The organism is Sphingomonas sp. SORGH_AS_0879, from assembly GCF_030819175.1.
In the GTDB taxonomy this organism is placed as follows: Bacteria; Pseudomonadota; Alphaproteobacteria; order Sphingomonadales; family Sphingomonadaceae; genus Sphingomonas.
Window position 1 is genome coordinate 3,409,390 of record NZ_JAUTBJ010000002.1, and the last position, 22,131, is coordinate 3,431,520.

The 22,131-nt window shown below is 65.6% G+C and carries 16 protein-coding genes and 4 pseudogenes; 13 read left to right on the forward strand and 7 right to left on the reverse strand.

Annotated elements, in window-relative coordinates:
* Positions 1–31 precede the first annotated feature (31 nt).
* From QE379_RS16155 to QE379_RS16170, 4 genes are all read left to right on the forward strand, one after another.
* Positions 32–238: a hypothetical protein gene (locus QE379_RS16155; RefSeq protein WP_307002064.1), complete on the forward strand. Its 207-nt coding sequence runs from the start codon at positions 32–34 to the stop codon at positions 236–238.
* Between the two features lie 40 nt (positions 239–278).
* Entirely contained in the window at positions 279–671 is a 393-nt protein-coding gene (locus QE379_RS16160; protein WP_307002065.1) for a hypothetical protein, read from the forward strand.
* A gap of 294 nt (positions 672–965) precedes the next feature.
* Positions 966–1,214 carry a hypothetical protein gene (locus QE379_RS16165; RefSeq protein WP_307002068.1) on the forward strand — a complete coding sequence of 83 codons (249 nt, stop codon included), beginning with the start codon at positions 966–968 and terminating at the stop codon, positions 1,212–1,214.
* Positions 1,215–1,493: 279 nt separating this feature from the next.
* Positions 1,494–3,512: a S9 family peptidase gene (locus tag QE379_RS16170; protein ID WP_307002070.1), complete on the forward strand. Its 2,019-nt coding sequence runs from the start codon at positions 1,494–1,496 to the stop codon at positions 3,510–3,512.
* Between the two features lie 9 nt (positions 3,513–3,521).
* Here the strand turns inward: QE379_RS16170 and QE379_RS16175 are convergent, their stop codons facing one another.
* Entirely contained in the window at positions 3,522–4,163 is a 642-nt protein-coding gene (locus tag QE379_RS16175; RefSeq protein ID WP_307002071.1) for an FMN-binding negative transcriptional regulator, read from the reverse strand.
* Between the two features lie 125 nt (positions 4,164–4,288).
* Between QE379_RS16175 and QE379_RS16180 the strand changes: the two genes are divergently transcribed.
* The 4 genes from QE379_RS16180 (at position 4,289) to QE379_RS16195 (ending at position 11,529) form a co-directional block, all read left to right on the forward strand.
* Positions 4,289–5,749: a PLP-dependent aminotransferase family protein gene (locus QE379_RS16180; RefSeq protein WP_307002072.1), complete on the forward strand. Its 1,461-nt coding sequence runs from the start codon at positions 4,289–4,291 to the stop codon at positions 5,747–5,749.
* An 89-nt stretch (positions 5,750–5,838) separates the two neighbouring features.
* Positions 5,839–7,506: an amidohydrolase gene (locus tag QE379_RS16185; protein ID WP_307002074.1), complete on the forward strand. Its 1,668-nt coding sequence runs from the start codon at positions 5,839–5,841 to the stop codon at positions 7,504–7,506.
* Between the two features lie 188 nt (positions 7,507–7,694).
* Positions 7,695–9,878: a TonB-dependent siderophore receptor gene (locus QE379_RS16190; RefSeq protein ID WP_307002076.1), complete on the forward strand. Its 2,184-nt coding sequence runs from the start codon at positions 7,695–7,697 to the stop codon at positions 9,876–9,878.
* 85 nt (positions 9,879–9,963) lie between these two features.
* The gene (locus QE379_RS16195; RefSeq protein WP_307002078.1) at positions 9,964–11,529 is read left to right on the forward strand and encodes an amidase; all 1,566 of its coding nucleotides are present in this window, start codon (positions 9,964–9,966) and stop codon (positions 11,527–11,529) included.
* Positions 11,530–11,570: 41 nt separating this feature from the next.
* On the opposite strand, the gene QE379_RS16200 is transcribed toward QE379_RS16195, so the two are convergent.
* Both QE379_RS16200 and QE379_RS16205 read right to left on the reverse strand, forming a co-directional pair.
* Positions 11,571–12,134 (reverse strand): sensor histidine kinase KdpD, encoded by a 564-nt coding sequence (locus tag QE379_RS16200; RefSeq protein ID WP_307002081.1) that lies wholly within the window; start codon positions 12,132–12,134, stop codon positions 11,571–11,573.
* Positions 12,135–12,221: 87 nt separating this feature from the next.
* A pseudogene (locus tag QE379_RS16205) lies at positions 12,222–12,888 on the reverse strand (response regulator).
* Between the two features lie 262 nt (positions 12,889–13,150).
* Between QE379_RS16205 and QE379_RS19655 the strand changes: the two are divergent.
* The 5 genes and pseudogenes from QE379_RS19655 to QE379_RS16225 form a co-directional block, all read left to right on the forward strand.
* A pseudogene (locus QE379_RS19655) lies at positions 13,151–13,486 on the forward strand (ABC transporter substrate-binding protein); the annotation flags it as partial.
* A gap of 280 nt (positions 13,487–13,766) precedes the next feature.
* A pseudogene (locus tag QE379_RS19660) lies at positions 13,767–13,904 on the forward strand (citrate transporter); the annotation flags it as partial.
* Positions 13,905–13,958: 54 nt separating this feature from the next.
* On the forward strand, positions 13,959–14,135 hold the full coding sequence (locus QE379_RS16215; protein ID WP_307002085.1) for a hypothetical protein: 177 nt from the start codon (positions 13,959–13,961) through the stop codon (positions 14,133–14,135).
* 4 nt (positions 14,136–14,139) lie between these two features.
* A pseudogene (locus QE379_RS16220) lies at positions 14,140–14,686 on the forward strand (YjbE family putative metal transport protein).
* 34 nt (positions 14,687–14,720) lie between these two features.
* Entirely contained in the window at positions 14,721–15,395 is a 675-nt protein-coding gene (locus QE379_RS16225) for an alpha/beta fold hydrolase (RefSeq protein WP_307002087.1), read from the forward strand.
* 62 nt (positions 15,396–15,457) lie between these two features.
* Here QE379_RS16225 and QE379_RS16230 read toward each other — a convergent pair whose 3' ends face one another.
* From QE379_RS16230 to QE379_RS16245, 4 genes are read right to left on the reverse strand one after another with little or no spacing between them, the layout of a single operon-like run.
* On the reverse strand, positions 15,458–16,990 hold the full coding sequence (locus tag QE379_RS16230) for a tryptophan halogenase family protein (RefSeq protein WP_307002088.1): 1,533 nt from the start codon (positions 16,988–16,990) through the stop codon (positions 15,458–15,460).
* Positions 16,987–18,024: a cupin-like domain-containing protein gene (locus tag QE379_RS16235; protein WP_307002090.1), complete on the reverse strand. Its 1,038-nt coding sequence runs from the start codon at positions 18,022–18,024 to the stop codon at positions 16,987–16,989. Before QE379_RS16235 ends, QE379_RS16230 begins: the two co-directional genes overlap by 4 nt.
* A complete protein-coding gene (locus QE379_RS16240) occupies positions 18,017–18,721 on the reverse strand; it encodes a SapC family protein (protein ID WP_307002091.1) in 705 nt (234 codons plus the stop codon). Before QE379_RS16240 ends, QE379_RS16235 begins: the two co-directional genes overlap by 8 nt.
* A gap of 60 nt (positions 18,722–18,781) precedes the next feature.
* Positions 18,782–22,033 carry a TonB-dependent receptor gene (locus tag QE379_RS16245; RefSeq protein WP_307002093.1) on the reverse strand — a complete coding sequence of 1,084 codons (3,252 nt, stop codon included), beginning with the start codon at positions 22,031–22,033 and terminating at the stop codon, positions 18,782–18,784.
* Between the last annotated feature and the right edge of the window lie 98 nt (positions 22,034–22,131).

Consider the following 22,131-nt stretch of genomic DNA (forward strand, 5'->3'; position numbering starts at 1 on the left):
GGTCGATCCGAACCGCCGCTTCGCTGACTGGGTGCGGTCCGACATCGGCGAGATCGAGCAGGAAGCACAGGTCGACGCGATCGCCACTTTCCGGCTCGTCATACGCCGTCTCGCCAAGGTGAATCCGGTCGGTCGCAGCATCGCTGCGGCCATCAGCAGCCACTTCGCCGAATGGCTGGGCGAAGCCGATTACGCCGCCCGGCTCCATGTCGCGGACCTGCTGTCCGCCGCCGACTGATCGAACCCGGCCGCATCGCGGCCTACCTCCAGGAAAAACTATGTCTCTCATTGATCTATCGATCGAGGAGCGCGGCTTCGCACCCGCGTCGATCGCGCTCGCCGTACGCACGATCGGTGCCTGTCCCGCCGCCCGCCACCGACCGGACGCCCGCATCCTCTGCGGGGTCGGCATCCTCAACGTCACGCCGGATGATGGTGGCGGCCACCGGTTCTCCGCCGATGCTCGCTGCCTCGGAGAAGGCGACGCCGTCGGCGATCTTCTCGACTGGCTGGAGCAGCGCATCCCCGCGACCGGCGCTGCAATAAGCTGGGACAATTGGGGTCGCGTCCCCCACCGACTGCTGGCGCTCGCCGATCTGGCGCGCCATCCGCGCATCATCGCCATCGCCGGCGACACGGCCGGGCGGTGGCGCGACATGCCGCGCGGATAACGAATAGACCGCAGACATAGGACACTCTCCCATTCTACGGCCCCGTGGTGCGTTCGCACTCATATGCCTGGCGGGTGAACTCCCGCTATTTTGTTTCGCGAGTCTTCGCGCATTCTTTCGGACAATCCAAGCCGCGTGCATTTGCGTGTGGCATAGGACACATGGCGGACCCGTTAGACGGGCGGCGAAGCGTGCATCGCGGTTGGACGACGTCAGACCGTCCAGCATCGTCGCCAGGGTGATGGCATCCTCGATCGTCGTATTCGCACCCTGCCCATGATGGGGCAGCATGGCATGGACGGCATCGCCGATCAGGACGACCCGACCGCGATGCCAATGGCAAAGCGGCGGGGCGACGAACAGGCACCAGCGCCGTTCGACATCGCCCGCCGCGACCATCTGGCGCACGGCCGGATGCCAGTCGGCAAAGGCCACCACCGCGTCACCGGGCTCGATCGGCGCCGTACCGCCACGATCGGGCAAAGCGGTGGGGCCCTCCACCACCGCGAAGAAGTCGACATGCCCGCCGGCGCTGCCGAGTGACGGAGCGAACGCCGTCCGCACCCACCACGATATCGGCCTCCACAGGATCGCGCCCGGCGGCATTATCGCGGGTATGGCTTATTCCGTCCCAGCAGGAGAGCGGCGATCCATCACGCTCTACCAGAAGCGGCACATCCCTTTGGTCAAGGACGGACGGGATGCTGGACCCATGACTTCGATCAAAATTGGTGGTTGTACGAAGCGTCGGGCCCGAGAATGAGCAGCGTCGATATCGGCCACCGCTCCTGCCCGATATCGACGCTGCTCGAAAGGATCCGCGTGCGTTACCTATTGGCCATCTGGACCTGCATTCTCGTTACACCACCGGCTGTGGCACAGGGCGGGCATCCGATAACGCCCGAGGACATGCTGGGGGTTCGACAGGTTGCCGATGCGCAGATGTCGCCCGACGGAAAGCGGATCGCCTATACCGTCACCGAGCGTAAGGGTGACGAGCGCGTATCGCGCATCTGGATCGTGCCTGCCGATGGTTCGGCCCCGGCCCGGCCCCTGACCGTCGGCAGCGGCTCCGACACATCGCCACGCTGGTCACCGGATTCCCGATCGCTGGCGTTTCTTTCCACGCGCAAGAACAACTGGCCGCAGTTCCGCTTCAAGCTGACCGGGCTGGAGGGCCTTCCCCAGGTAGCGGCCAAGGCACCGGCAGCCGACGCGAACAAGCCGCAACTTCACCTTTTCGACTTTACCAGCGAAGCGCGCCCCCTGACCGACATTCCGGGCGGTATCAAGAGCTTCCGCTGGCTACCCGATGGCAGCGGCATGAGCTTCGTCCATCGCGACACCGGTGACGCCCGCCAGCGCGAACGCCAGGCCGCGAACAATGACGAGATCGTCGCCTTCGATCGCAGCCTTTTCGACCGGCTGTTCGTCTATACGCTGGCGGACGGCCAGGCGCGGCTGATCACCCGTGGGGACGACAATGTCGGTGACGCGGTCGCCATCCCCGCCGGCGCGCTTTATGTCGCCCGGCTTGCTTCGTCGTCGAACCTCAACGACGTCTATTACGGGACCCGCACCGCACTGCTCGATGGCGTGACCGGCCATATCGTGAGGACGTTGACGCCGCGCGGCCATTTCCTCAGCGAACCATCGCCGGACGGCCGCCGCATCGTGCTCACCGAGCGGACCGAGAAGGGCATTCTGGGCGGCTATCCGCGCATCGTCGATCTGCGAACCGGCCACAAGATCGACGTGACCGGTCCGAACCCCGCCACCTTCGGTATTTTCAAGTGGAGCGCCGACGGCAGGACGCTGCTCGGCGGAGCGGAAGAAGGCACACATGATATCGTCTACCGCATCGACCTGACCACCGGTCGCGCAACGCCCCTGGCCCGTGTGCCGACAGGCGGCGATCGCTTCACCGCCTCGACCGATTTGCGGGTTCTGGCCATCGCCGGCAGCACGCCGGATCGTCCCGCCGCGATCTGGACCATGCGCGGCAGCAAGCTGGGACGCGTGGCCGACCATAATCCGCAAGTCGCCCAGTGGACGCTGGGAGCAACCGAGGAAATCGACTGGAAGAGCAGCAAGGACGGCCGCGTCCTGCATGGCATATTGGTCTATCCCGCAGGCTATACCCACGGGACGCGCGTGCCGATGGTCACCTATCTGCACGGCGGCCCGCTCGAAAGCTGGTCGAACGGCTGGAACGCGACCTGGTACTCACCCGCGCAACTCCTCGCCTCGCATGGCTATGCGGTCCTGCTGCCCAATCCGCGCGGATCGAGTAGCGGCGGCGTCGACCTGGCCGAAGCGAATTTCGGCGACTGGGGCGGCACCGATTATCAGGACGTTCAGGACGGCATCGACACGGTGATCGATCGCGGCGTGGCCGACCCGAACCGGCTCGGCATCGGCGGGTGGAGCTATGGCGGCTTCATGGCGATGTGGTCCGTCGGGCATACCGACCGGTTCAAGGCGGCCTATTCCGGTGCGGGGATCAGCGACCTGAAGATGATGGCGCTGACCACCGATATTTCGCCCAACTATCTGGGCGCCTATTTCCCGCCGGTGCTCGGCACGCCGGACGTCTTCGCGACGCATTCGCCACTGACCAGCGTCGAGCGTGTCACCACCCCGATCCTCCTGATCCATGGCGCGGATGACGATCGCGTGCCGCCGACCCAGTCGCTGGCCTTCTTCAATGCCCTTCGCTTCCAGAACAAGCCGGCAAAGCTGATCCTCTATCCGCACGAGCCGCACATCTTCACCCGATATGCCCATCAGGTCGACAGCCTTACCCGCATGCTGGCTTGGTTCGACGCGCATTTGCGCTGAGCGTCGAACCTAGAGCCGCGATCGGTTGAAATGCGCCATCCAGCGTCGGAGCGCCGGGTCAGCCGTCGCGTCGAGGATCGCGCGTAGCGTGTCGATCCGCTCGTCCTGGCCCAGCTTGAACTTTGCGGCGATCGCGGTGGGGCGGGCGCGGAAGCCGATGATGGCGCCGAGCATCCCCCGATAGCGCTCGCCCAATTCCGTGGTCGACCAAGGATCGGGGCGCGAGCGCTCCATCGCCATGATCAACACGGCAAGGGACAACTCGGTCGCCGCTTCGTCGAACACGATGTCCGCATTGACCCTGGCCTGCGCATAGTTCCAGGTCGGTGCCCAATCGCGCAGCCCCGCCTGTTCGGGCGAGACATAGCCTTCGGGTCCGCGGAACAGGATGGTCGCCGAAGGGTCCTGGGCCAGCGCGAGATGCAGCGGATTGCGCCGCGCCAGGTGGCCGATCAACTCGATCAGACGACCATCCCCATCATAGATACCGATCAGCGGCAGCAGACTGGCCTCCAGCCCTTCCCCGCCGCGCGCCGTCACCCAGGCGAGCGGATGCTCATCGATCAGCATACGGAGATCGGCATCGTCATAGCGCTCAAAGGGAGACAGAGGGCGCGCCCCCTTCGTCGAAACCGAGCCCTGCCGCGTCATGATTGCACAATCGCGCCACGCCCCTCACGCAACAAGCGCCAAGACATAAAATGGCGCGGGACCAAGCTTCACAAATCCGCAGCTGGGCCGTAAACCCACCTGAAATCAATGGAAATGAGGGACCAATGCTGCGCCCTTGGCAAGTGGGATTGAGCGAGCGGATCGATCCCGCACGCGAAACGCCGATCTATATGCAGATCATCCAGGCGCTGATCCGCGATATCGACAGCGGACGACTGACCTCGGGCACCTATCTGCCGAGCAGCCGCGAACTCGCGACGACCCTGAAGGTCAATCGCAAGACGGTCGTCCTCGCTTATGAGGATCTGATCGCCCAGGGCTGGCTTTCGTCCGCCGGGACACGAGGCACGATGGTGTCGGAGTCGCTACCCGAACCGTCCGGCCGAACACACGAGTCCCCCCTGCCGCATACGGTTCCCACGGGCGCCGCCTATCGCTTCGCCGCGCCGCCGCAGCGACCGCTCGCGCTGCCACCGGGACAGGGTCTGAAGCTGGACGAAGGTGCGCCGGACGGGCGACTGTTCCCCGCCGAACTGCTCGCCCGTGCCTATCGCTCGGCCGTCGCGAAGGCGACGCGGATCAACGGCTTCCAGTATCGCGACCCGCGCGGTTCGCCAGCGTTGCGGGAGAATGTCGCCGCGATGCTCAAAAGCCAGCGCGGCTTGAGCGTGACCGCCGACAATATCTGCATCACGCGCGGCAGCCAGAACGGCATCTTCGTCTCGGCGCAAGTGCTGTTACGGCCAGGCGACACCGTGATCGTCGAAGCTTTGACCTATGAACCGGCCGTGGCCGCGTTCCGCGCATTGGGAGCGCAGGTGGTGTCGGTCGGGCTCGACGACGAAGGCACGATCATCGACGATGTCGAGGCGGCGTGTCGACAGCACCGGGTTCGCGCCGTGTTCGTAACCCCGCATCACCAGTTCCCGACGACCGTATCGCTACGGCCCGAGCGCCGCCTGCGTCTGCTCGAACTCGCTCGCCAATTCGGCTTCGCCATCATCGAGGACGATTATGATCATGAATTCCACTTCGAATCCCAACCGCTGCTGCCCATGGCCGGCTATGCGCCCAACCATGTCATCTATGTCGGATCCCTGTCGAAGCTGCTCCTGCCCGCCTTGCGCATCGGCTATGTCGCCGCGCCGATACCCGTGGTCGAGGCGATCGCGCATTGCGTTTCGCTGACCGACGGCATGGGCAATACCCTGACCGAGGATGCGGCGGCCGAACTGATCGAGAGCGGCGAATTGCGCCGCCATGCCCGCAAGGTGCGTCAGATATATGCGCAACGGCGACAGACCTTTGCTGCGGAGGTCGAACGCATGCTGGGCGGGTTGGTCGAATATCGCCTGCCGGACGGAGGGCTTGCCTTCTGGCTGCGATTTCGCTGCGATCTCGATACGATCGAGGCACGTGCCCAGGCGATGGGCCTGCGCTTCGCCTCCTCGCGTTCGTTCATGACGCGGGAAGACGCCCCGCAGGGCCTGCGGATCGGCTTCGCCAGCCTGACGGAACAGGAAGCGCGCGCCGGTCTCTCGGCACTGGCGCAGGCGGCGCATTAGGCTTGGCCCGGTCCGTTCGGCGCGAACTGGATGTTTCGCGCCGGCGATCGACGGATTGATGTCTTTTCGGTCAAGCGGAGGGACCGGTGATGGACAGGCGAAACTTTCTGACCGCGAGCGGCGGCGGGGTGGCCGCGATGCTGGCCCCTGCCCTCGCGCGGGATATGACGGGCGCACTCGACACCGCCTATATCAACGGACGGATCTGGACGGGCGCTGGCCCGGGCCTGTTCACCGATGCGCTCGGGATCAAGGGGGACAGGATCGGCGCGATCGGCCACGCCGCAGTCAGGAGCGCCGCCGCCAGATCGACCCGGATCGTCGATCTGAAGGGCGCGTTCGTGACGCCCGGTTTCATCGATGCGCATGTCCACTTCGTCAAAGCGTCCGTCATGCTCACCCAGCCTTCGCTGCGGACGGCAGACAGCCCCGAAGACTTCGTCCGGCGGATCGGCGAGGCGGCACGCAAGCTGCCGAAGGGAGAATGGCTACAGGGCGGCAACTGGGATCAGGACCGCTGGGGCGGCCAGATGCCGCATCGCAGTTGGATCGACCCGGTCACGGCCGACACGCCCGTCGCGCTGATACGATACGACCTGCATATGATGCTGCTCAATTCGGTCGCACTCAAACTGGCCGGTATCGATCGCAACACCCCCGACATGCCCGGCGGCGTGATCGAGCGCGACGCGAAGGGCGAGCCGACCGGCATCATCAAGGACGCCGCCAAGCAACTGGCTATCCGCGCGATCGGCGCGCCCAGCGATGCGCGGATCGACGCCGCGGTACGGCAGGGCATCGCGCTGGCGCTGAGCAAGGGGGTGACCGGTGTGCACAGCACCGAGATCGACTGGGTTTCGCAAGCCGCCTTTCAGCGACTGAACGCGGCCGGTTCGCCCGGCATCCGCTTTCGCAGCTATGTGCCACTGGCGGACTGGGCGCGGCAGGCAAAGCTGATCGCCGATCATGGCAGCGGCGACGACGGGATGCGTCTGGCCGGCTGCAAGGTGGTGTTCGACGGTTCGCTGGGGTCCCGCACCGCTCTGTTCTACGACCCCTATATCGATGATCCGTCGACCCATGGCATCACCGTCACCGATCCCGCCGACCTCGAACGCTGGATGATGGCCGCGGACAAGGCCGGGTTGCAGATCGCGGTGCATGCGATCGGGGACAAAGCCAACGACACCGTGCTCGACATCATGGCATCCGTCGCCGCCGCCAACGGCGAACGCGATCGCCGCTTTCGCATCGAACACGCCCAGCATCTCACCCCCACGGCGATTCCACGCTTCGCACGCCAGGGCGTGATCGCCTCCATCCAGCCCTATCATGCCGTCGACGATGGCCGTTGGGCAGCGCGCCGCATCGGGCCGGATCGGCTGAAGACCAGCTTCGCCTTTCATTCGCTGATCGCGTCGGGCGCGCATGTCTGCATGGGGTCGGACTGGCCGGTCGCTCCGATCGATCCGCTGAGCGGCCTGAAAGCGGCGGTACTGCGCGAGACGATCGACGGGAAGAATCCCGGCGGCTGGTATCCCGAACAGCGTATCGGCCTCGCCCAGGCGCTGTCCGGCTATACGCGGGGCGGCGCCTATGCCGCCTTTGCGGAACGGCGGCTGGGTGTGCTGGCGCCCGGCTTCCTTGCGGATTTCACGGTCTTCGATACCGATCTTTTCGCGATCGACCCGGAAAGGATGACCGATACGAAGGTCCTGCGTACCGTCGTGTCGGGGCTGCCGCGCTTCGTCGCCTGACCCGGCGAATTGGTCCCCTCCCCTCTGCTTAAACTGGATGTTTTGCCCGAGCGGCAATGGGCCAACACTGTTCGGATAATGAGACGCAAATCGGGAGTGGACTGGCCTTGTTTCCGGTTTCTGGGGGATTTCGCATGACCGCTTGCCGTTCCTGGCTTCGTACCGCCGGCCTTACAGCCCTTGCGACGATGCTGACCACGCCCGCCTTCGCGCAGCAGGAGGAGCCGACCAGGGAAAGCGACGAGATCATCGTCACGGGCCAACAGGTGCAGAAGCAGGTGGTCAGTGACGGAAACCTCGGCGCACTGGGCAATCAGGATGCGATGTCGACGCCGTTCAACGTCACCACCTACACCGCCAAACTGATCCTCGACCAGCAGTCGGAGACGATCGGCGACGTGATGAAGAACGATCCCTCGGTGCGCATCACCTCGGGCAATGGCAACCAGGCCGAGCTGTTCATGGTCCGTGGCTTTCCGCTCTATGGCGACGACATCGCGATCGACGGCATGTACGGGATCACGCCGCGCCAGTTGATCTCCCCCGAACTCTACGAAGGCGTGCAGGTTCTCAACGGAGCCAGTGCCTTCCTGTTCGGTGCCCCGCCGGGCGGGTCCGGCGTCGGTGGCGGCATCAACCTGACGCCGAAGCGCGCCGACAAGCCATTGTATCGCATCACTGGCAGCTTCAGCGGCAAGAGCATCTTCGGCGGCAATTTCGACGCGGGCAGGCGCTTCGGGCCCCATGACGAACTCGGCATCCGCGCCAACGGAGTCTATCGCCAGGGCGAGAATGCGATCGACAATGAGGACAAGCGCGTCATCGTCGGTGGCCTCGGCATCGATTATCGCAGCGGCCCGGCGCGCATTTTCCTCGATCTCGGCTATGAGAACCAGCGCGTGTTCCAGCCCCGCCCGGTGATCCGTCTCGGCTCGGCGCTGACGGATGTGCCCGCGCCGCCCAAGGCCAGCTCCAACTATGGTCAGGCCTGGACCTATACCAAGCTGCGCGACGTCTATGGCACGCTGCGCTTCGAACTCGATATCGCCAAGGACGTCATGCTATACTCTGCGTTCGGCATGCGCGACGGCAGCGAATATGGCGACTATTCGACGATCACCATCGCGGCCGCCAATGGCAACGGCACCCAGGCCAGGCTCTACGTCCCCCGCGCCGACAATAATGAGGCAGGCCAGCTCGGCTTGCGCGCCAGGTTTACAACCGGCGGCATCTCGCACCAGGTCAATGCCGGTGCCTCGGCAACCTTCCAGGAGAATCGCAACGTCTCGACTGGCGGCATCTACCCGGCGTCGACCCGGACCGGCGCGAACTGCACCGGCATTCCGGCGGCATCGCTGACGTCCTCGGTATTTTGCAGCAATCTCTACAACGCGCCGCAGGTCGCCAAGCCGGCGGATGCGACCGTGCTGACCAACCTCGGCAACCTGCGTCGGCTCCAGGCCTTCGACTATCGCAGCGTGTTCGCGTCGGATACGCTGGGCTTTCTGGACGACCGGCTGCTGCTGACCCTGGGCGGGCGGTACCAGAAGATGGATTCCCGCACCTTCGCCTATAGTCCCGCATACCGCGTCACCCAGGTTATCCGCGACGCGGTAACGCCCGTGGTCGGGCTGGTCGCGAAGCCGACCGATACCCTGTCGATCTACGCCAACCGCATCGAGGCGCTGGTGCAGGGAGCCGTCGCCCCCGCGACCTTTGGCGGCCTGACGGTCGCCAATTCGGGGCAGATCTTCGAGCCTTATCGCTCGGTACAATATGAAGGCGGCATCAAATTCGCGATACGCGGCCTGACCGGGACGGCGGCGGTCTATCAGACGAACCAGCCGATCTCCTCCTATGTCGACGGTCCGGCGGTCGGCCAGGTTTCGTTGCTGGTCGATGGCGAACAACGCAATCGCGGCGTAGAGTTGAGCCTGAACGGCGAACCGACCGACTGGCTCCGCTTCATCGGCGGGGCCACCTATACGCAGGCCGAGGTGATCCGGCAGGTCACCTATATCAACCGCGTGCCCTATGACCTGCGCGGCAAGCGGGGGATCGGCGTTCCCGAATGGCAGGTCAATTTCGGAGCGGAGGTGGTGCCGCCATTTTTGAGAAGCGCGACCTTGACCGGTCGCCTAGTCTATACCGATCGCCAATATGTCAACAATATCAATACACTTTCCATTCCGGCCTGGACGCGCCTGGACCTCGGCCTGCGCTATGTCTTCGTCGCGGACCGCCATCCCGTGACCTTCCGCCTCAGCGCCGAGAATGTGACCAACAAGGATTACTGGTCCTCCGCGGTACTCGGCTATCTAACCATGGGTGCGCCACGAACCTTCAAATCGTCCATCACGTTCGAATATTGACGGTCGGATATTGAGGGCGCCGTTCGGCGATTTGCCGGGGGCATATGGTCCATCGTTCAGAAGAGGCGAACGAAGATGACGACCCATGAGTGACAACCCTCGACACCCCCCGGGGCGGCTGACGCGGCGAACCCTACTCGCCGCTCCGGCCGCGATCGCAGCGGCAAATGTCGGGGCCGGGGCCGCAGCCGGTGCAGCCAAAGCCAGTGACGTGCTGGATCTCGGCGCGACCGAGCTGGCGACCGCCATTCGACGCAAACAGGTTTCGAGCCGCGAGGTCATGACCGCCCACCTGGCGCGGTTCGAGCAGTTGAACCCCCGTTTCAACGCGATCGTCTCGCAGGTTCGCCCGGAGCGGCTGATGGACATGGCCACGGCATGCGACGCGGACGCCGCAGCGGGCCGCTTCCGCGGACCGCTGCATGGCTTTCCGCATGCGGTGAAGGACACCGCACCGACGCGCGGCATCCGCACCACCCAGGGCTCACCGATCCTGCAGGACAATATCCCCACCGCCGACTCGCTGGTGGTCGCGCGGATGCGGGACGCCGGGGCGATCTTCGTCGGCAAATCGAACGTGCCCGAATTCGCGCTCGGATCGCACAGCTTCAACCCGTTGTTCGGCACCACCCGCAACGCCTGGAACCCGGCATTCGCCGCCGGGGGTAGCACCGGCGGGGGCGCGGTGGCGCTGGCGCTCCACATGGTGCCGCTTGCCGACGGCAGCGATTTCGGCGGATCGTTACGCAACCCCGCCGGCTGGAACAGCGTCTTCGGCTTCCGCCCATCCTTCGGACGTGTCCCGTCCGTGCCATCAAGCGACGTGTTCGGCCAGACCTTTGCCACATCCGGCCCGATGGCGCGGCGCGTGCGCGATCTGGCGCTGCTCCTGTCGGTGCAGGCGGGTGCCGATCCACGCGCGCCCTTCTCGCTTTCCGACGATCCGACGGCCTTCGCGCGTCCCCTCGATCGTGATTGGAAAGGCCGCCGGATCGGCTGGCTAGGCGATCTGCAAGGCGCGCTGGCCACCGAGCCGGGCGTCATCGAGACCTGCACCAACGCGCTGGCCGCTTTCCGTGCCATCGGCATGGAGGTGGAAGAGGCGCGGCTGGCCCTGTCGGCGGCGGAGATGTGGCAAACCGCGCTGACGCTGCGCTTCTGGTCGGTGGGATCGGATCTGATCGACTTCTACCATGATCCGACGAAACGCGCGCTGATGAAGCCCGAAGCGATCTACGAGGTCGAAGGCTATCTGGCACTTACTGGCCGACAGGTGGCGGAAGCATCGCAGGGCCGCAGCCGCATCTATCAGGCCTTCCGCACCCTGTTCGATCGCTATGATTTCGTCGTTCTGCCGACGGCGCAGGTCTTCCCCTTTCCTGTCGCCCAGCGCTGGCCGAAGGAGATCGCCGGCCGGGCGATGGACAGCTATCACCGCTGGATGGAAGTGACCCTGCCACCGACCATGGCGGGCCTGCCGACGCTCGCGGTGCCCGCGGGTTTCGGCGGTCCCCACAAGCTGCCGATCGGTCTACAGATCATCGGCCCCAACCATTCCGATCTTGCCGTATTGCAGGTCGGCCATGCCTATGAGCAGGCGTCCTCCTGGATCGGACAAGCCATCCCCGAGGCACGGCGCATGGCGCAATAGTCCGAGGACACGAAGGGAAACCGCAAGGTTGCGTGCCCCCGTTATGCCATCGGCACGGACGGCCCGTTCGGGCTGCGGGCGTCCGCTGTTCCCAGGTTGTCACTCCCGAAATCCAGCGTAATGCACAGTCCGGGGCGGGTGTTGACGATCTCCAGCGAGGCGTCGAGCCGCGAGGCGGCGGAGCGGACGATGGCGAGGCCCAGGCCGCTGCCCTCGCTGTCGCGCGCGGTCGACAGGCGGGTGAAGCGTTCGCCGAGACGCGCCAGCTCGGCGTCGGGCAGGCCGGAGCCGTTATCCGCCACCGTAATCCGGGCCCCCGCCCCGTCTTCGCAGGAGATGTTCAGCATTACCTGACCACCCCGCCGATTGTAGCGGATCGCATTGTCGAGCAGGTTGGACAGGATTTCGAACAGCAAGGTGCGGTGGCTGGCGATCGCGATGTCGATGTCGATGGGGGCGTCGAGATGGACGTCGATCCCCGCCTCGATCGCCTGCGCGATGCGGCGGTTGATGACGGCGACCGCGACCTCGCGCAGGTCGACCCGCTCGCGCGGCGGCGCGACGCCCGCTTCTTCGGCGCGGGCGAGCGCAAGTAGCTGCGTCACCAGATGCTCCAGCCGGTCGGCGGCATCGGCGCCAGCATCGCCGCGAGCAGCCGGGTACGCAGCGCCAGTGCGCCGCGCCGCGCGCGCTTAATGGGCATTGAGCATATAGCCGACCCCGCGCACGGTGCGGATCGCCGGGCCATCGGGGGCCAGCTTGCCGCGCAGCCGCGTGATGTTCACCTCAATCGCATTGGGGCCGACCGGCTCGTCATAACCGAACACCTCGGATTGCAGCGTCTCGCGCGGAACGATCTGGCCAGCGAGGGTCGCCAGCGCATCGAGGACCGCCCATTCGCGACGGCGCAGATCGAGCGTCCGCGCCCCCACCCGCGCCGACCCGCGCGAACGGCCCAGCACCAGCGCTCCGACCACCAGCTCGGGCGTTGGATCGCCGCCGCGCCGCCGCCCGAGCGCGCGGATGCGGGCCTCCAGTTCCTCCGGCGCAAAGGGCTTTCGCAGATAATCGTTCGCCCCCGTGGTCGAGTCCGCGCACCCGATCATCCAGCGCGTCGCGCGCGGTCAGCATCATCACCGGCACCCGGTTCCTCTGCCGCCTGAGCGTCTGAAGCACCGAAAAGCCGTCGATATCCGGCAGCCCGACATCCAGGACGACCAGTGCATAGGCCTCGTCCGCGGCGACCATCAGCGCATCCTCGCCGGTGGCGACATGATCGACCGCGTGCCCCGCCGTGCGCAACAGCGCGACGATCCCGCGCGCCAATGCCGCATCATCCTCGACGATCAGAATCCGCATGATGCGGCACATCCGTGAAAGGCGGATGACAGCTTGCGGGGATAATCCATGTCCTTGAGCTTATCCGAACTCAGAGGCGGGAAGCGAGAGGACCTGAACGATGCGAATGGTAATTCTATCGATGCTGATGCTGGGCGCCATGGCGTCCACCCGCACCGATGCGCAGCGCCCCGCCGGTTATCCCCGCTCCTATGACGGGCTGGTCGCCAATGCCCGGGGCGAGCGCATGGTGCGCATCTACGGCAATGCCGACACCGCCGCGATGCAACCGCTGATCGCCGCCTTTCGCCGCGCCTATCCCGGCGTCCAGGTGCGCTATGACGATCTGGAATCGAGCACCATTTACGACCGGGTCGTCGCCCAAGCGCGGAGCCGGACAGCGGGGGCCGATCTGGTCTGGTCCTCCGCGATGGACCTTCAGGCCAAGCTGATCAACGACGGCTATGCGCAAAGCTATCTCAGTCCCGAAAAGTCCGCCTTGCCGGATACGGCGGTGTGGAAGAACATGGGTTACGGCGTCACCGCCGAGCCCGTCGCCTTCGTCGTCAACCGCCGCCTGATCCCCGCCGCGCAGGTGCCGCGCACGCACGAGGCGTTCGAGCAGTTGTTGCGCACCCGTCGCGCCGAGCTGATGGGCAAGGTCGCCACCTATGACCCGGCGCAGTCCAATGTCGGCTATCTCTATCTGACCGAGGATCATGCGATCACCCGCGACACCCGCTCGCTGGTGCGGGCGAGCGCGGCGACCCGGCCCATACTGTCGCGCACGATCGAACCGATGCTGGATGCGGTGTCGGCGGGGCGGATCGCCATCGTCTATAATGTCGTCGGCCCCTATCTTCACCGGCATCCTGTCGGGCACCGGCATGGTCGAGGCGATGAGCAAGGAGGTCGTCGGCTTCATTCCGCCAGTGCTGGGGCCGTACATGGCGCCGATCACCGCGATGCTCAGCCTGCCGTTCACCTTCTTCATCTCCAACGACGCCTTCTATTTCGGCATGCTGCCGATCCTGGCCGAGGCGGGGACGCATTACGGCGTGTCGCCCATGGCGATCGCCCGCGCCTCGCTGATGGGACAGCCGGTCCACCTGCTCAGCCCGCTGGTGCCCTCGACCTATCTGCTGGTCAGCCTGGTGGGCATTGATCTCGCCGATCATCAGCGCTTCACGCTGGTTCCCGTCACGGTGGTGTGCGTGGTCATGACCTTGGTCGGGATGGACGTCCTCGCCTTCCCGCTGATGGGCTGATCCGATGGACCTCTGGCAGCATATCGTCGCCGACTTCTCCGCCATCGGCACGCCCGGCGATGCGGCGCAAGGTGATTCTGGTCGGCGTCGTCGCCGCCTTGGTCCTGCGCATCGGTTTCGCGCTGGTGGTGACGCAACTGCTCCAGATCGTCGGACTGGTGCTGGCTGGCGGGCTGCTGCTGATATGGGTCGCATGGAAGATGTGGCGCGAACTACGCGGCGGCGCGGAAGAGGGCGATCCGCTGGCAAGTCAGGCCCCGTGCCGCTTCTGGGCCGCCGCCTGGGCGGTGGCGGTCGCCGATGTCTCGATGAGCCTCGACAATGTCCTGGCCGTCGCGGGCGCGGCGCGCGATCATCCGGGCATCCTTGCCATTGGTCTGATCCTGTCGGTCGCTCTGATGGGTCTGGCCGCCAATGTGCTGGCACGCGTGATCGAGCGCTATCGCTGGCTGGCCTATGTCGGGCTGCTCGTCATCCTGTGGGTCGCCGGCAAGATGATCTGGGAAGGCCTGACCGACCCGGCGCGCGGCCTGCTCACCCTGTTCGCGTGACCCCCTTCCCTTTTTTTTCCGGGAGACTTTCGAGATGATCCGAAACGCCCTGCCCTTGGTGTTGCTGCCCGCCATGGGATGCGACGGGCAGCTCTGGGCCCGGCAGTTGGTCGACCTGAGCGACATCGCCCATCCGATGCTGGGCGACCTGACCATCGACGACACGCTGGAGGCGATGGCCGCGCGCGTGCTGGCCCACGCCCCGCCGCGCTTCGCGGTCGCCGGGGTCAGTCTGGGCGGCTATGCCACGCTAGAGATCATCCGCCAGGCGCCCGAGCGGGTGCAGCGGGTGGCGCTGTTCGGCACTCGCGCCTCGGTGCAGATGCGCCCACGCACCGTCGCCGACCAGGGACTGCTTGCTACCGCCCCTCATGCCGATCCGACCCTGAGTGCGATCGTCAGCGGGCTCGTACAGGCGATGGCGGAGCGGGTCGGCGCGGCCGTTTTCGAGCGACAGCAGCGCGCGCTGCACGCCCGCCCCGACATCGCCCCCGCCATCGCGGCGGTTCATGTGCCGACGCTGGTCGCGGTGGGCGACCGCGACCGCATCTGCCTGCCCGCCGATGCCCGCGCCTTATCGGAGCATATCCCGGGCGCGCGCTTCCACGAAATTCGCAACTGCGGCCACCTGGCTCCCATCGAGCGCCCGGGCGAAGTGACCATGCTTTTGCGGGACTGGTTGCAATGGCAAAGGGTTCAGGAGCGATAACGTGCGCGGTGCTCCAATGGTCATGCAGTGCCACTGACCCAATCTCGGTCAGCGAAGTCCGGTCAGAGGGCCCCGCGGGCCGTATCATGCCTGACATCGGGTGGAGCCACCGTCCCGCAATACCCCTTGATGAACGTGAGATGGTCCGGGATCGTCTGCACTTGCCGCGAAAGCTGTTGATCCAGGCCTGCAAGGGAATCATTCAGGGCCTGACGGCTTAGCATGCTCGGAATGCGGTGGTGGGATTTTGGGAAAAGTCCCTGCCCCAGCATGACCGAAACCCAGGAATCGATCTTGAACAGATCGTCCTGCCCCTGCCAGGCTCCCGCGCTTTCGATAAACAGTGCGATGCGTTGCGCCAGTGTCTCGGGCACCGACATCGTCGAGCGACGTTGCCAGAATACCGAGTCCGTCCGCCCCGTCTGCGCATAATGCAGGATGATGAAGTCGCGGATATGCTCCCATTCGTGGCGCGACTGGGCGTTGAACCTAGCCCGAAGGGCCGCGCTGTCCTGACCCTGGAACGGAAAACCCTGGATCAGGCGCATCACCGCGATCATGACCAGATGGATGCTGGTCGACTCCAGCGGCTCGATGAACCCGGCCGCGAGGCCCAGCGCCACGCAATTGGCGCTCCAGGCCTGCCGACGCATCCCGGCGCGGAACTGCAAAGCGCGCGGCTCGAACAGCGGCGTCCCCTCGATTCCGCCAAGCAACGTCGCCGTCGCCTCGTCGTCGCTCATGTCGGCCGAGGAATAGACCAGCCCGTTGCCCACCCGCGTCTGAAGCGGGATGCGCCAGCGCCAACCCGCCCGGTGCGCGATGGCGCGGGTATAGGGGACCGGGGAGGAGACGGCTTCGGTCTGGACGGCCAGCGCGCGGTCGCAGGCCAGCCACTCGCTCCAATCCTCGAAGCCCGTCTCCAGCGCGCCTTCGATCAGCAACGCGCGAAAGCCGGTGCAGTCGAGGAACAGGTCCCCCTCGACCCGCTCGCCCGATACCAGGTGCAGTGCGGCGATGTCGCCGCCCTCACCGTCGCGCTCGATCCTGGCGATGCGTCCCTCGACCCGGCGCACCCCGGCCGGTTCGGCGATACCACGCAGGAAGCGGGCATAGGCGGTGGCGTCGAGATGATAGGCATAGGCCAGGGTTCCCGCCTCGTCCCGACCGAACCGGCCCGCCTCCGCCGCCCGCGCTTCGAGCGAATAGTCGGTGTACGCGCCGCCAAAGCCGTGCCGCCTGGCCTCCAGCCAGAAATGCTGGAAATCGGCGATCGCCACCGATCGGCCGACCGTCCCAAACGGGTGGAAATAGCGTGCGCCGTCCGGCCCCCAATTCTCGAACGCGATGCCCAGCTTGAAGGTCGCCTGGGTCGCCTTCATGAACGCGGCCTCGTCGATGCCCAGAAAGGCATGGAAGCTGCGCGCCGTCGGGATGGTGGACTCGCCGACACCGACGATGCCGATCTCGTCGGATTCGACCAGCGTGACATCGACCAGCGGCCCCAACTGCCGCACCAGCGCCGTCGCCGCCAGCCACCCCGCCGTCCCGCCTCCGGCGATGACGACACGAGTCGGCGGATAGGGATGGCTCATCGGTTCAGCCTTTGCAGAAGATAGGCGCGAAGCCGCCGCGCCATGGCCCCGTCGAGCGGCGCGAGCGGGCCGTGCGACGCCGGGGGCAGATGAGCGACGACCGCTTCGCTGTCGCCGAAGACATAATGGTCGAAGATCGCCCGCCAGGCCTGCTTCTCCGCCGCTGGTCGATCGCGCAGCGACAGCATCGCATGCATCACACTATCCATTGGCGTGTCGAGATAGTCCGGCGCCGCGTTCCACCAGTAGTTGACGAGGATGTTGAACGCCTCCAGCGCCTGGACATGGTGCCACCACAGCGCCGGATAGATCAGCAGGTCACCGGGTTCGAGCTCGGCCACCACGGCATGGGTCATGGCATCGGCGAAACGGGGATAGCGATCCAGATCGGGCCGCGCGAAATCGACCATGCTGACCACCTGCCCGCCCGGCGTCGGGGCGAGCGGACCGGGATAGAGATTGCCGATCTGATCGGGAGGAAACAGCGTGAAGCGGCGTCGGCCGACGGCGCAGATCGCCGCGTTGTTCGCCATGTCGTAATGCGCCGAGGCGATGGTCCGGTTGCCGATCCAGATACCGGCCAGCGGCGGGTGGCGTTGGAACAGCCCGCCGGACGGGATCAGATCATTCTCCAGGCGGAAACCCGGCAGATAAGCGTCGAGATCGGTCGACCCCATATAGAGCGCGGGCGCATCCCCCGGCCCGTCGCCCCCCTCCAGCAACTGCGCCAGGAACGCGCGCAGGGGCAGGGTCTGTGTCTGGAAATTCAGTCCGGTGACCGTTTCGTCATAGTGGAAACGCCCCCGTATCGCGGCGTCACCCACATAGCCGGTCACCGGTCGCCCGCGATCGAAGCGCAGGAGATAGTCGGCAGCCGCCTGGGGGGAAACACGCCCCGCATGGACCAGCGGCCAGTTCGCCGCATAGCCCCGCAGGATGACCGGCTCGTTGCGCTCGACGAGCGCGGCCAGGTCGGGCGCGTCCGTGTCCGCCAGCTCGCGGGCAAGACGCGCGGCGGGCAGGCGGTCAGCCATGCGCATCGCCGGCCAGCTTGCGATCGATCAGATGGCGCAGATTGCCCAGCGAGGACGCGATCCAGAACGCCGGGCGCAGATAGTCGCGCGCATGGAGATCGCCCAAGGCCCCGGTCTCCAGAGCCGCCAGCCGCGCGGTGTCGATCGTCAGGCAATCCGGCACATTGTACCGCCGCCCCTCGTCCAGATCGAGTTGCAGGACGGCGGGCGTCAGCAGGTCGAGCGCGGCCCAGGCGTCATACATTGCCCGCTCGGTCTGCACGCCCTCATAAATGCGTTGCAGCATGACCGAGACATGGTCGAGCAGCGGCGCATTGCCGCCATGTTCGCGAAAGACGGGAATGCCGTCGGCAGTCAGTCGCGGATGCTCGGGGTCGAGGTAGACCATCGGCTCGCCCGTGGCGTCATGACCGATCGAAAACGGTCCGCGCGCACGGGTCGCCGGGATATATCGGGCGTCCCAGTGGTCGCCCTTCAGAAACAGGTTTTCGTCCGGGTCGAGGCCGAGGAGAATGGTGGCATACAGCACACCATCCTCGTCGCGCCGCAGCAATATGGCGTATTCGCGCTGAAGCTCCTCGAACTCGGCCGGAAACACGCGCGTCTGGTTGATCGCGTCGCCGAAACGGGCGTGATGACCGATCGCGACACGAAGGTCGCGATGGTCGATATTGTTGAGCAGGACAGGTGCGGCCATGATCGCCCCATGTACCCGGAAGGCCGCGGGGGGGACAGCGGCCTTCCGAGTTTCGCGAATTCAGAAGCGATAGCGGGCGCCGACCAGATAGCGGGCGGAGCCTTCCGCCAGATACCAGGTGTTCATGCGATCGCGGCCATAGGTCTGGACGCCCTCCTCGGTCAGGTTGATCGCCTCGAAGCCGAGCGCGAAGCGCGGCGTCAGGTCGAAGCTCATCGACAGGTCGAGTTGGCCGTAGGGCGCGGTGAAGACCGGATTGCGATCGCCGCCACGATTGATATCGCTCAGGAACTTGTCGCGCCAATTGTACGACAGGCGCATCGAAATGCCGTTCTTGTCGTAGATCAGCGTGGCATTGGCGGTGTCCGACAGGCCGACCAGCGCAAAGGTGTTCACGCTGGGATCGGCGGCGATATCGATGCCGATATTCCCACGGACGAGCGTGTAGCTTGCGGCGACGCCGAAGCCCGTCTCGCCCAGGAAATATTGCCCGGCCAGCTCGACGCCGTAGATATGCGCGTCGCGGTTGTTGATCGGGGTGTTCACCGCGAAGTTGAACAGCGGATCGCTGGCATTGGGGCTGATGTCGACCTGGCTGAGGATCGAGTCCACGAAGCCCTGGTTCAGCGCGCGGCTCTGCGTGTTGTAATTGGCCGCGAACTGCGCGTTGGCCGCCGCGACATTGCCCGCATTCTGCTGGAGCAGCGCGGTATAGGTGAACAGGTTCACGTCGGTGATGTCGGCGCCGAAGGTGTTGGTCAGTTGCTCCCGCGCCGTGCCCGACCGCGTACCCGCCTGCCCCGATGTCGCGTCGCGCAGGCCGAACAGGTTGCGGTTGACGACCGTGTTGCCGATGAAGTTATGCACCCGCTTGTCGAAGAAGCCCGCCGACAGGAAGACGTCCTTGCGCGGATACCATTCGACCGACAGGTCGATATTGTCCGACGACAGCGGCAGCAGGCCGGTATTGTTGGACGATCCGGTCGCGATGCCGCCGATCGCGGTCGGCCGCCCCGGTGCACCGACGCCGGTCGAGGCGAAGAGGTTGCCATAGGGCGCACGCGAGATCGTCTTGCTATACGAAGCGCGCGCGAACAGATTGTCCATCACCTCGATCTTCGCGTCCACCGCGGGCAGCCAGTTGCTATAGGATCCGCGCGCCGAGATGGCCTGCTGATCGGTGCTGTTCTGGACGACGAAGTCGTTGTCCGCCGTCCAGACGATCGCCAGCGGCACCGGCTGGAGCGAGACGGCGCGCACCTTGGTATTCTCGTAGCGCAGGCCCGCCACCACTTGCGCGTTGCGGCCGAACACCTGCCCGTTCCAGCTCGCCTGAAGATAGCCGGACCAGATATTCTCGCGCACCGAATTGTCGCTGTTCGCGTCGATATTGTTCCGGTGGTCGACCCCGTCATTCGTCACGCCGGAATAGTAATTGTACAGCGTGTTGTAGAGCTTGGTCGCATCCTCGGTGCGGAACGCGACCTGGGTGTTCGCGTCGGCATTCGGATTGTTATGCTCGAACTTGCAGGTATTGCAGAACTGGAAGACCTGCCCCGGTGCCAGCCGCGCGATATCGGGCGGCAGCGAGTTGCCCCAGTCGCCCAGGACCTGGCGCGTGTTGAACTGGGTCTGGCGGGTGGTGGTGGTGCGATAATCGGCACCCGCATCGAGCCGGATCTGGTCGGTGAAGTCCCAGGCGGCATCGGCCCGCAATTCGCGGATCCGCTGCGTCTGGTTGGAGGCGAACTGGCGCTGCACCGCGCTCGCCAGATCGCCGACGTCCAGTACGCCGTTATTGTTGCCCTTGATGAAGGGCTGGCCGGTCGGGGTCGTGCTCTGCGTACCGTCGTTGATCGTCAGCGTTTGCTGCGGGAAGCCGTGATCGGTCCAGCGCAGCGTATGGCCGGTTACGACCGGCGCGTTGATCGCGACGGTGGTCGAGGTCTGTCCGTTGGGATTGTCGGGCAGGCTCTGCGCCTCGCCGATATGACCGTCGATCGTCAGGGTGAAGCGATCGCTCGGCTTCCATTCGATGTTGCCGCCGACATCGTACAGCCGGTTCTTCTGCGCGCGATAGGCCTGTTCAAAGGCCGCATCCTTCACGCCGTTGATCGACTCCGCGAGGAATTCGGTGGTGGCGATGCCGTTGCTGGCATCGTCGAACGTCACCTCGCTGAACGGCCGGTTGAACCAGTTGGACTGGCTCGATCGACGCTCCGACTGGCGCAACTGGGCATAGAGGCCGTCGGCGGTGAAGGTCAGCGTGTCGGTCGGGCGGAATTGCAGGATCGCCTGTCCGTTGATCCGCTCGCGGCTGGCCTCGGAGAAGTGATAGCGGAAGTCGTTGGGCACCGAGACCAGCGGGTTGCCGGTCGGGCGGTTGTTGATCTTGGTCGCCGCGTTTACGAAACCGTTGGACGGGTTCAGGAAATCGTTGAGCGAGCGGATATTCCAATTGTCCGGCGCCACGCTCGCGAAGCTGAAGTTGCGCTTCTGGTAGCTACCGAACAGCGACACGCCCACGCGCTTTTCGCTGTCGGACCAACTGACCGTGCCCGAGGCTTCGGGCGTGACGCGCGCGCCGCAGTCGATGCAGTCGGCCGAGCTGTTGTCATAGCTGCCCTTGACGCCCAGCGACCCGACCAGCCCGGTATCGGCATTGTCGAGCGGGCGGCGGCTGACCACGTTGACCGTTGCGCCGATGCCGCCCGAGGGGATCGCGGCGCGCCCGGTCTTGTAGACCTCCAGCGTCTTCACCCCTTCCGAGGCGAGGTTCGAGAAGTCGAACGAGCGCCCGAAGCCGCCCGCGCCGTCACCGCCCTGGTCGCCGCCGACCGCGACGATGTTGGACGTCGCCAACTGGCGGCCGTTGAGTGTGACGAGGTTATATTGCGCGCCGAAACCGCGCACGGTGACGGTCGAGCCCTCGCCGTTGCGCCGGTCGATCGAAACGCCGGTGATGCGCTGCAGCGACTCGGCGAGGTTGGTATTGGCGAACTTGCCGATATCCTCCGCGCTGATCGCATCGACGACACCGTTCGAGTCGCGCTTGATGGCGATCGAGCGTTCCAGCGAGGCGCGAACCCCGGTGACGACGATGTCGCCGGAGCTGGTTTCGGGCTGGGGATTGGTCGGGCTCGCCTCACCCGGCGGGAGTGTCTGGCTGCCGGTATCGGCCTGGGGCGTACCCTGTTGCGGATCGATCGGCGCGGTCTGCGCCTGGCCCTGCGAGGCCAGCAGCAATCCCGCCGTCAGCCCTAGAACCGATGTCGAGCGCACGAGCACGCGTGCAAGCGTCTTCCCCTTCATCCCACCTCTCCCTTTGCGGTTATCTCACGCCGCATGTGCACCGACGATTTCGGCTAATTATTTTCTTTATAGTTCATTGCTATACCGACCGACATCGG

Excerpts from the sequence above, each read along its gene's own strand:
- QE379_RS16240 (WP_307002091.1), bottom strand. The coding sequence starts at position 18,721 with ATGGCCGCACCTGTCCTGCTCAACAATATCGACCATCGCGACCTTCGT.
- QE379_RS16230 (WP_307002088.1), bottom strand. The coding sequence starts at position 16,990 with ATGAGCCATCCCTATCCGCCGACTCGTGTCGTCATCGCCGGAGGCGGG.
- QE379_RS16160 (WP_307002065.1), top strand. The coding sequence starts at position 279 with ATGTCTCTCATTGATCTATCGATCGAGGAGCGCGGCTTCGCACCCGCG.
- QE379_RS16180 (WP_307002072.1), top strand. The coding sequence starts at position 4,289 with ATGCTGCGCCCTTGGCAAGTGGGATTGAGCGAGCGGATCGATCCCGCA.
- QE379_RS16165 (WP_307002068.1), top strand. The coding sequence starts at position 966 with ATGGACGGCATCGCCGATCAGGACGACCCGACCGCGATGCCAATGGCA.
- QE379_RS16175 (WP_307002071.1), bottom strand. The coding sequence starts at position 4,163 with ATGACGCGGCAGGGCTCGGTTTCGACGAAGGGGGCGCGCCCTCTGTCT.
- QE379_RS16215 (WP_307002085.1), top strand. The coding sequence starts at position 13,959 with ATGGGACAGCCGGTCCACCTGCTCAGCCCGCTGGTGCCCTCGACCTAT.
- QE379_RS16235 (WP_307002090.1), bottom strand. The coding sequence starts at position 18,024 with ATGGCTGACCGCCTGCCCGCCGCGCGTCTTGCCCGCGAGCTGGCGGAC.
- QE379_RS16190 (WP_307002076.1), top strand. The coding sequence starts at position 7,695 with ATGCTGACCACGCCCGCCTTCGCGCAGCAGGAGGAGCCGACCAGGGAA.
- QE379_RS16245 (WP_307002093.1), bottom strand. The coding sequence starts at position 22,033 with ATGAAGGGGAAGACGCTTGCACGCGTGCTCGTGCGCTCGACATCGGTT.
- QE379_RS16195 (WP_307002078.1), top strand. The coding sequence starts at position 9,964 with ATGAGTGACAACCCTCGACACCCCCCGGGGCGGCTGACGCGGCGAACC.
- QE379_RS16225 (WP_307002087.1), top strand. The coding sequence starts at position 14,721 with ATGATCCGAAACGCCCTGCCCTTGGTGTTGCTGCCCGCCATGGGATGC.
- QE379_RS16185 (WP_307002074.1), top strand. The coding sequence starts at position 5,839 with ATGGACAGGCGAAACTTTCTGACCGCGAGCGGCGGCGGGGTGGCCGCG.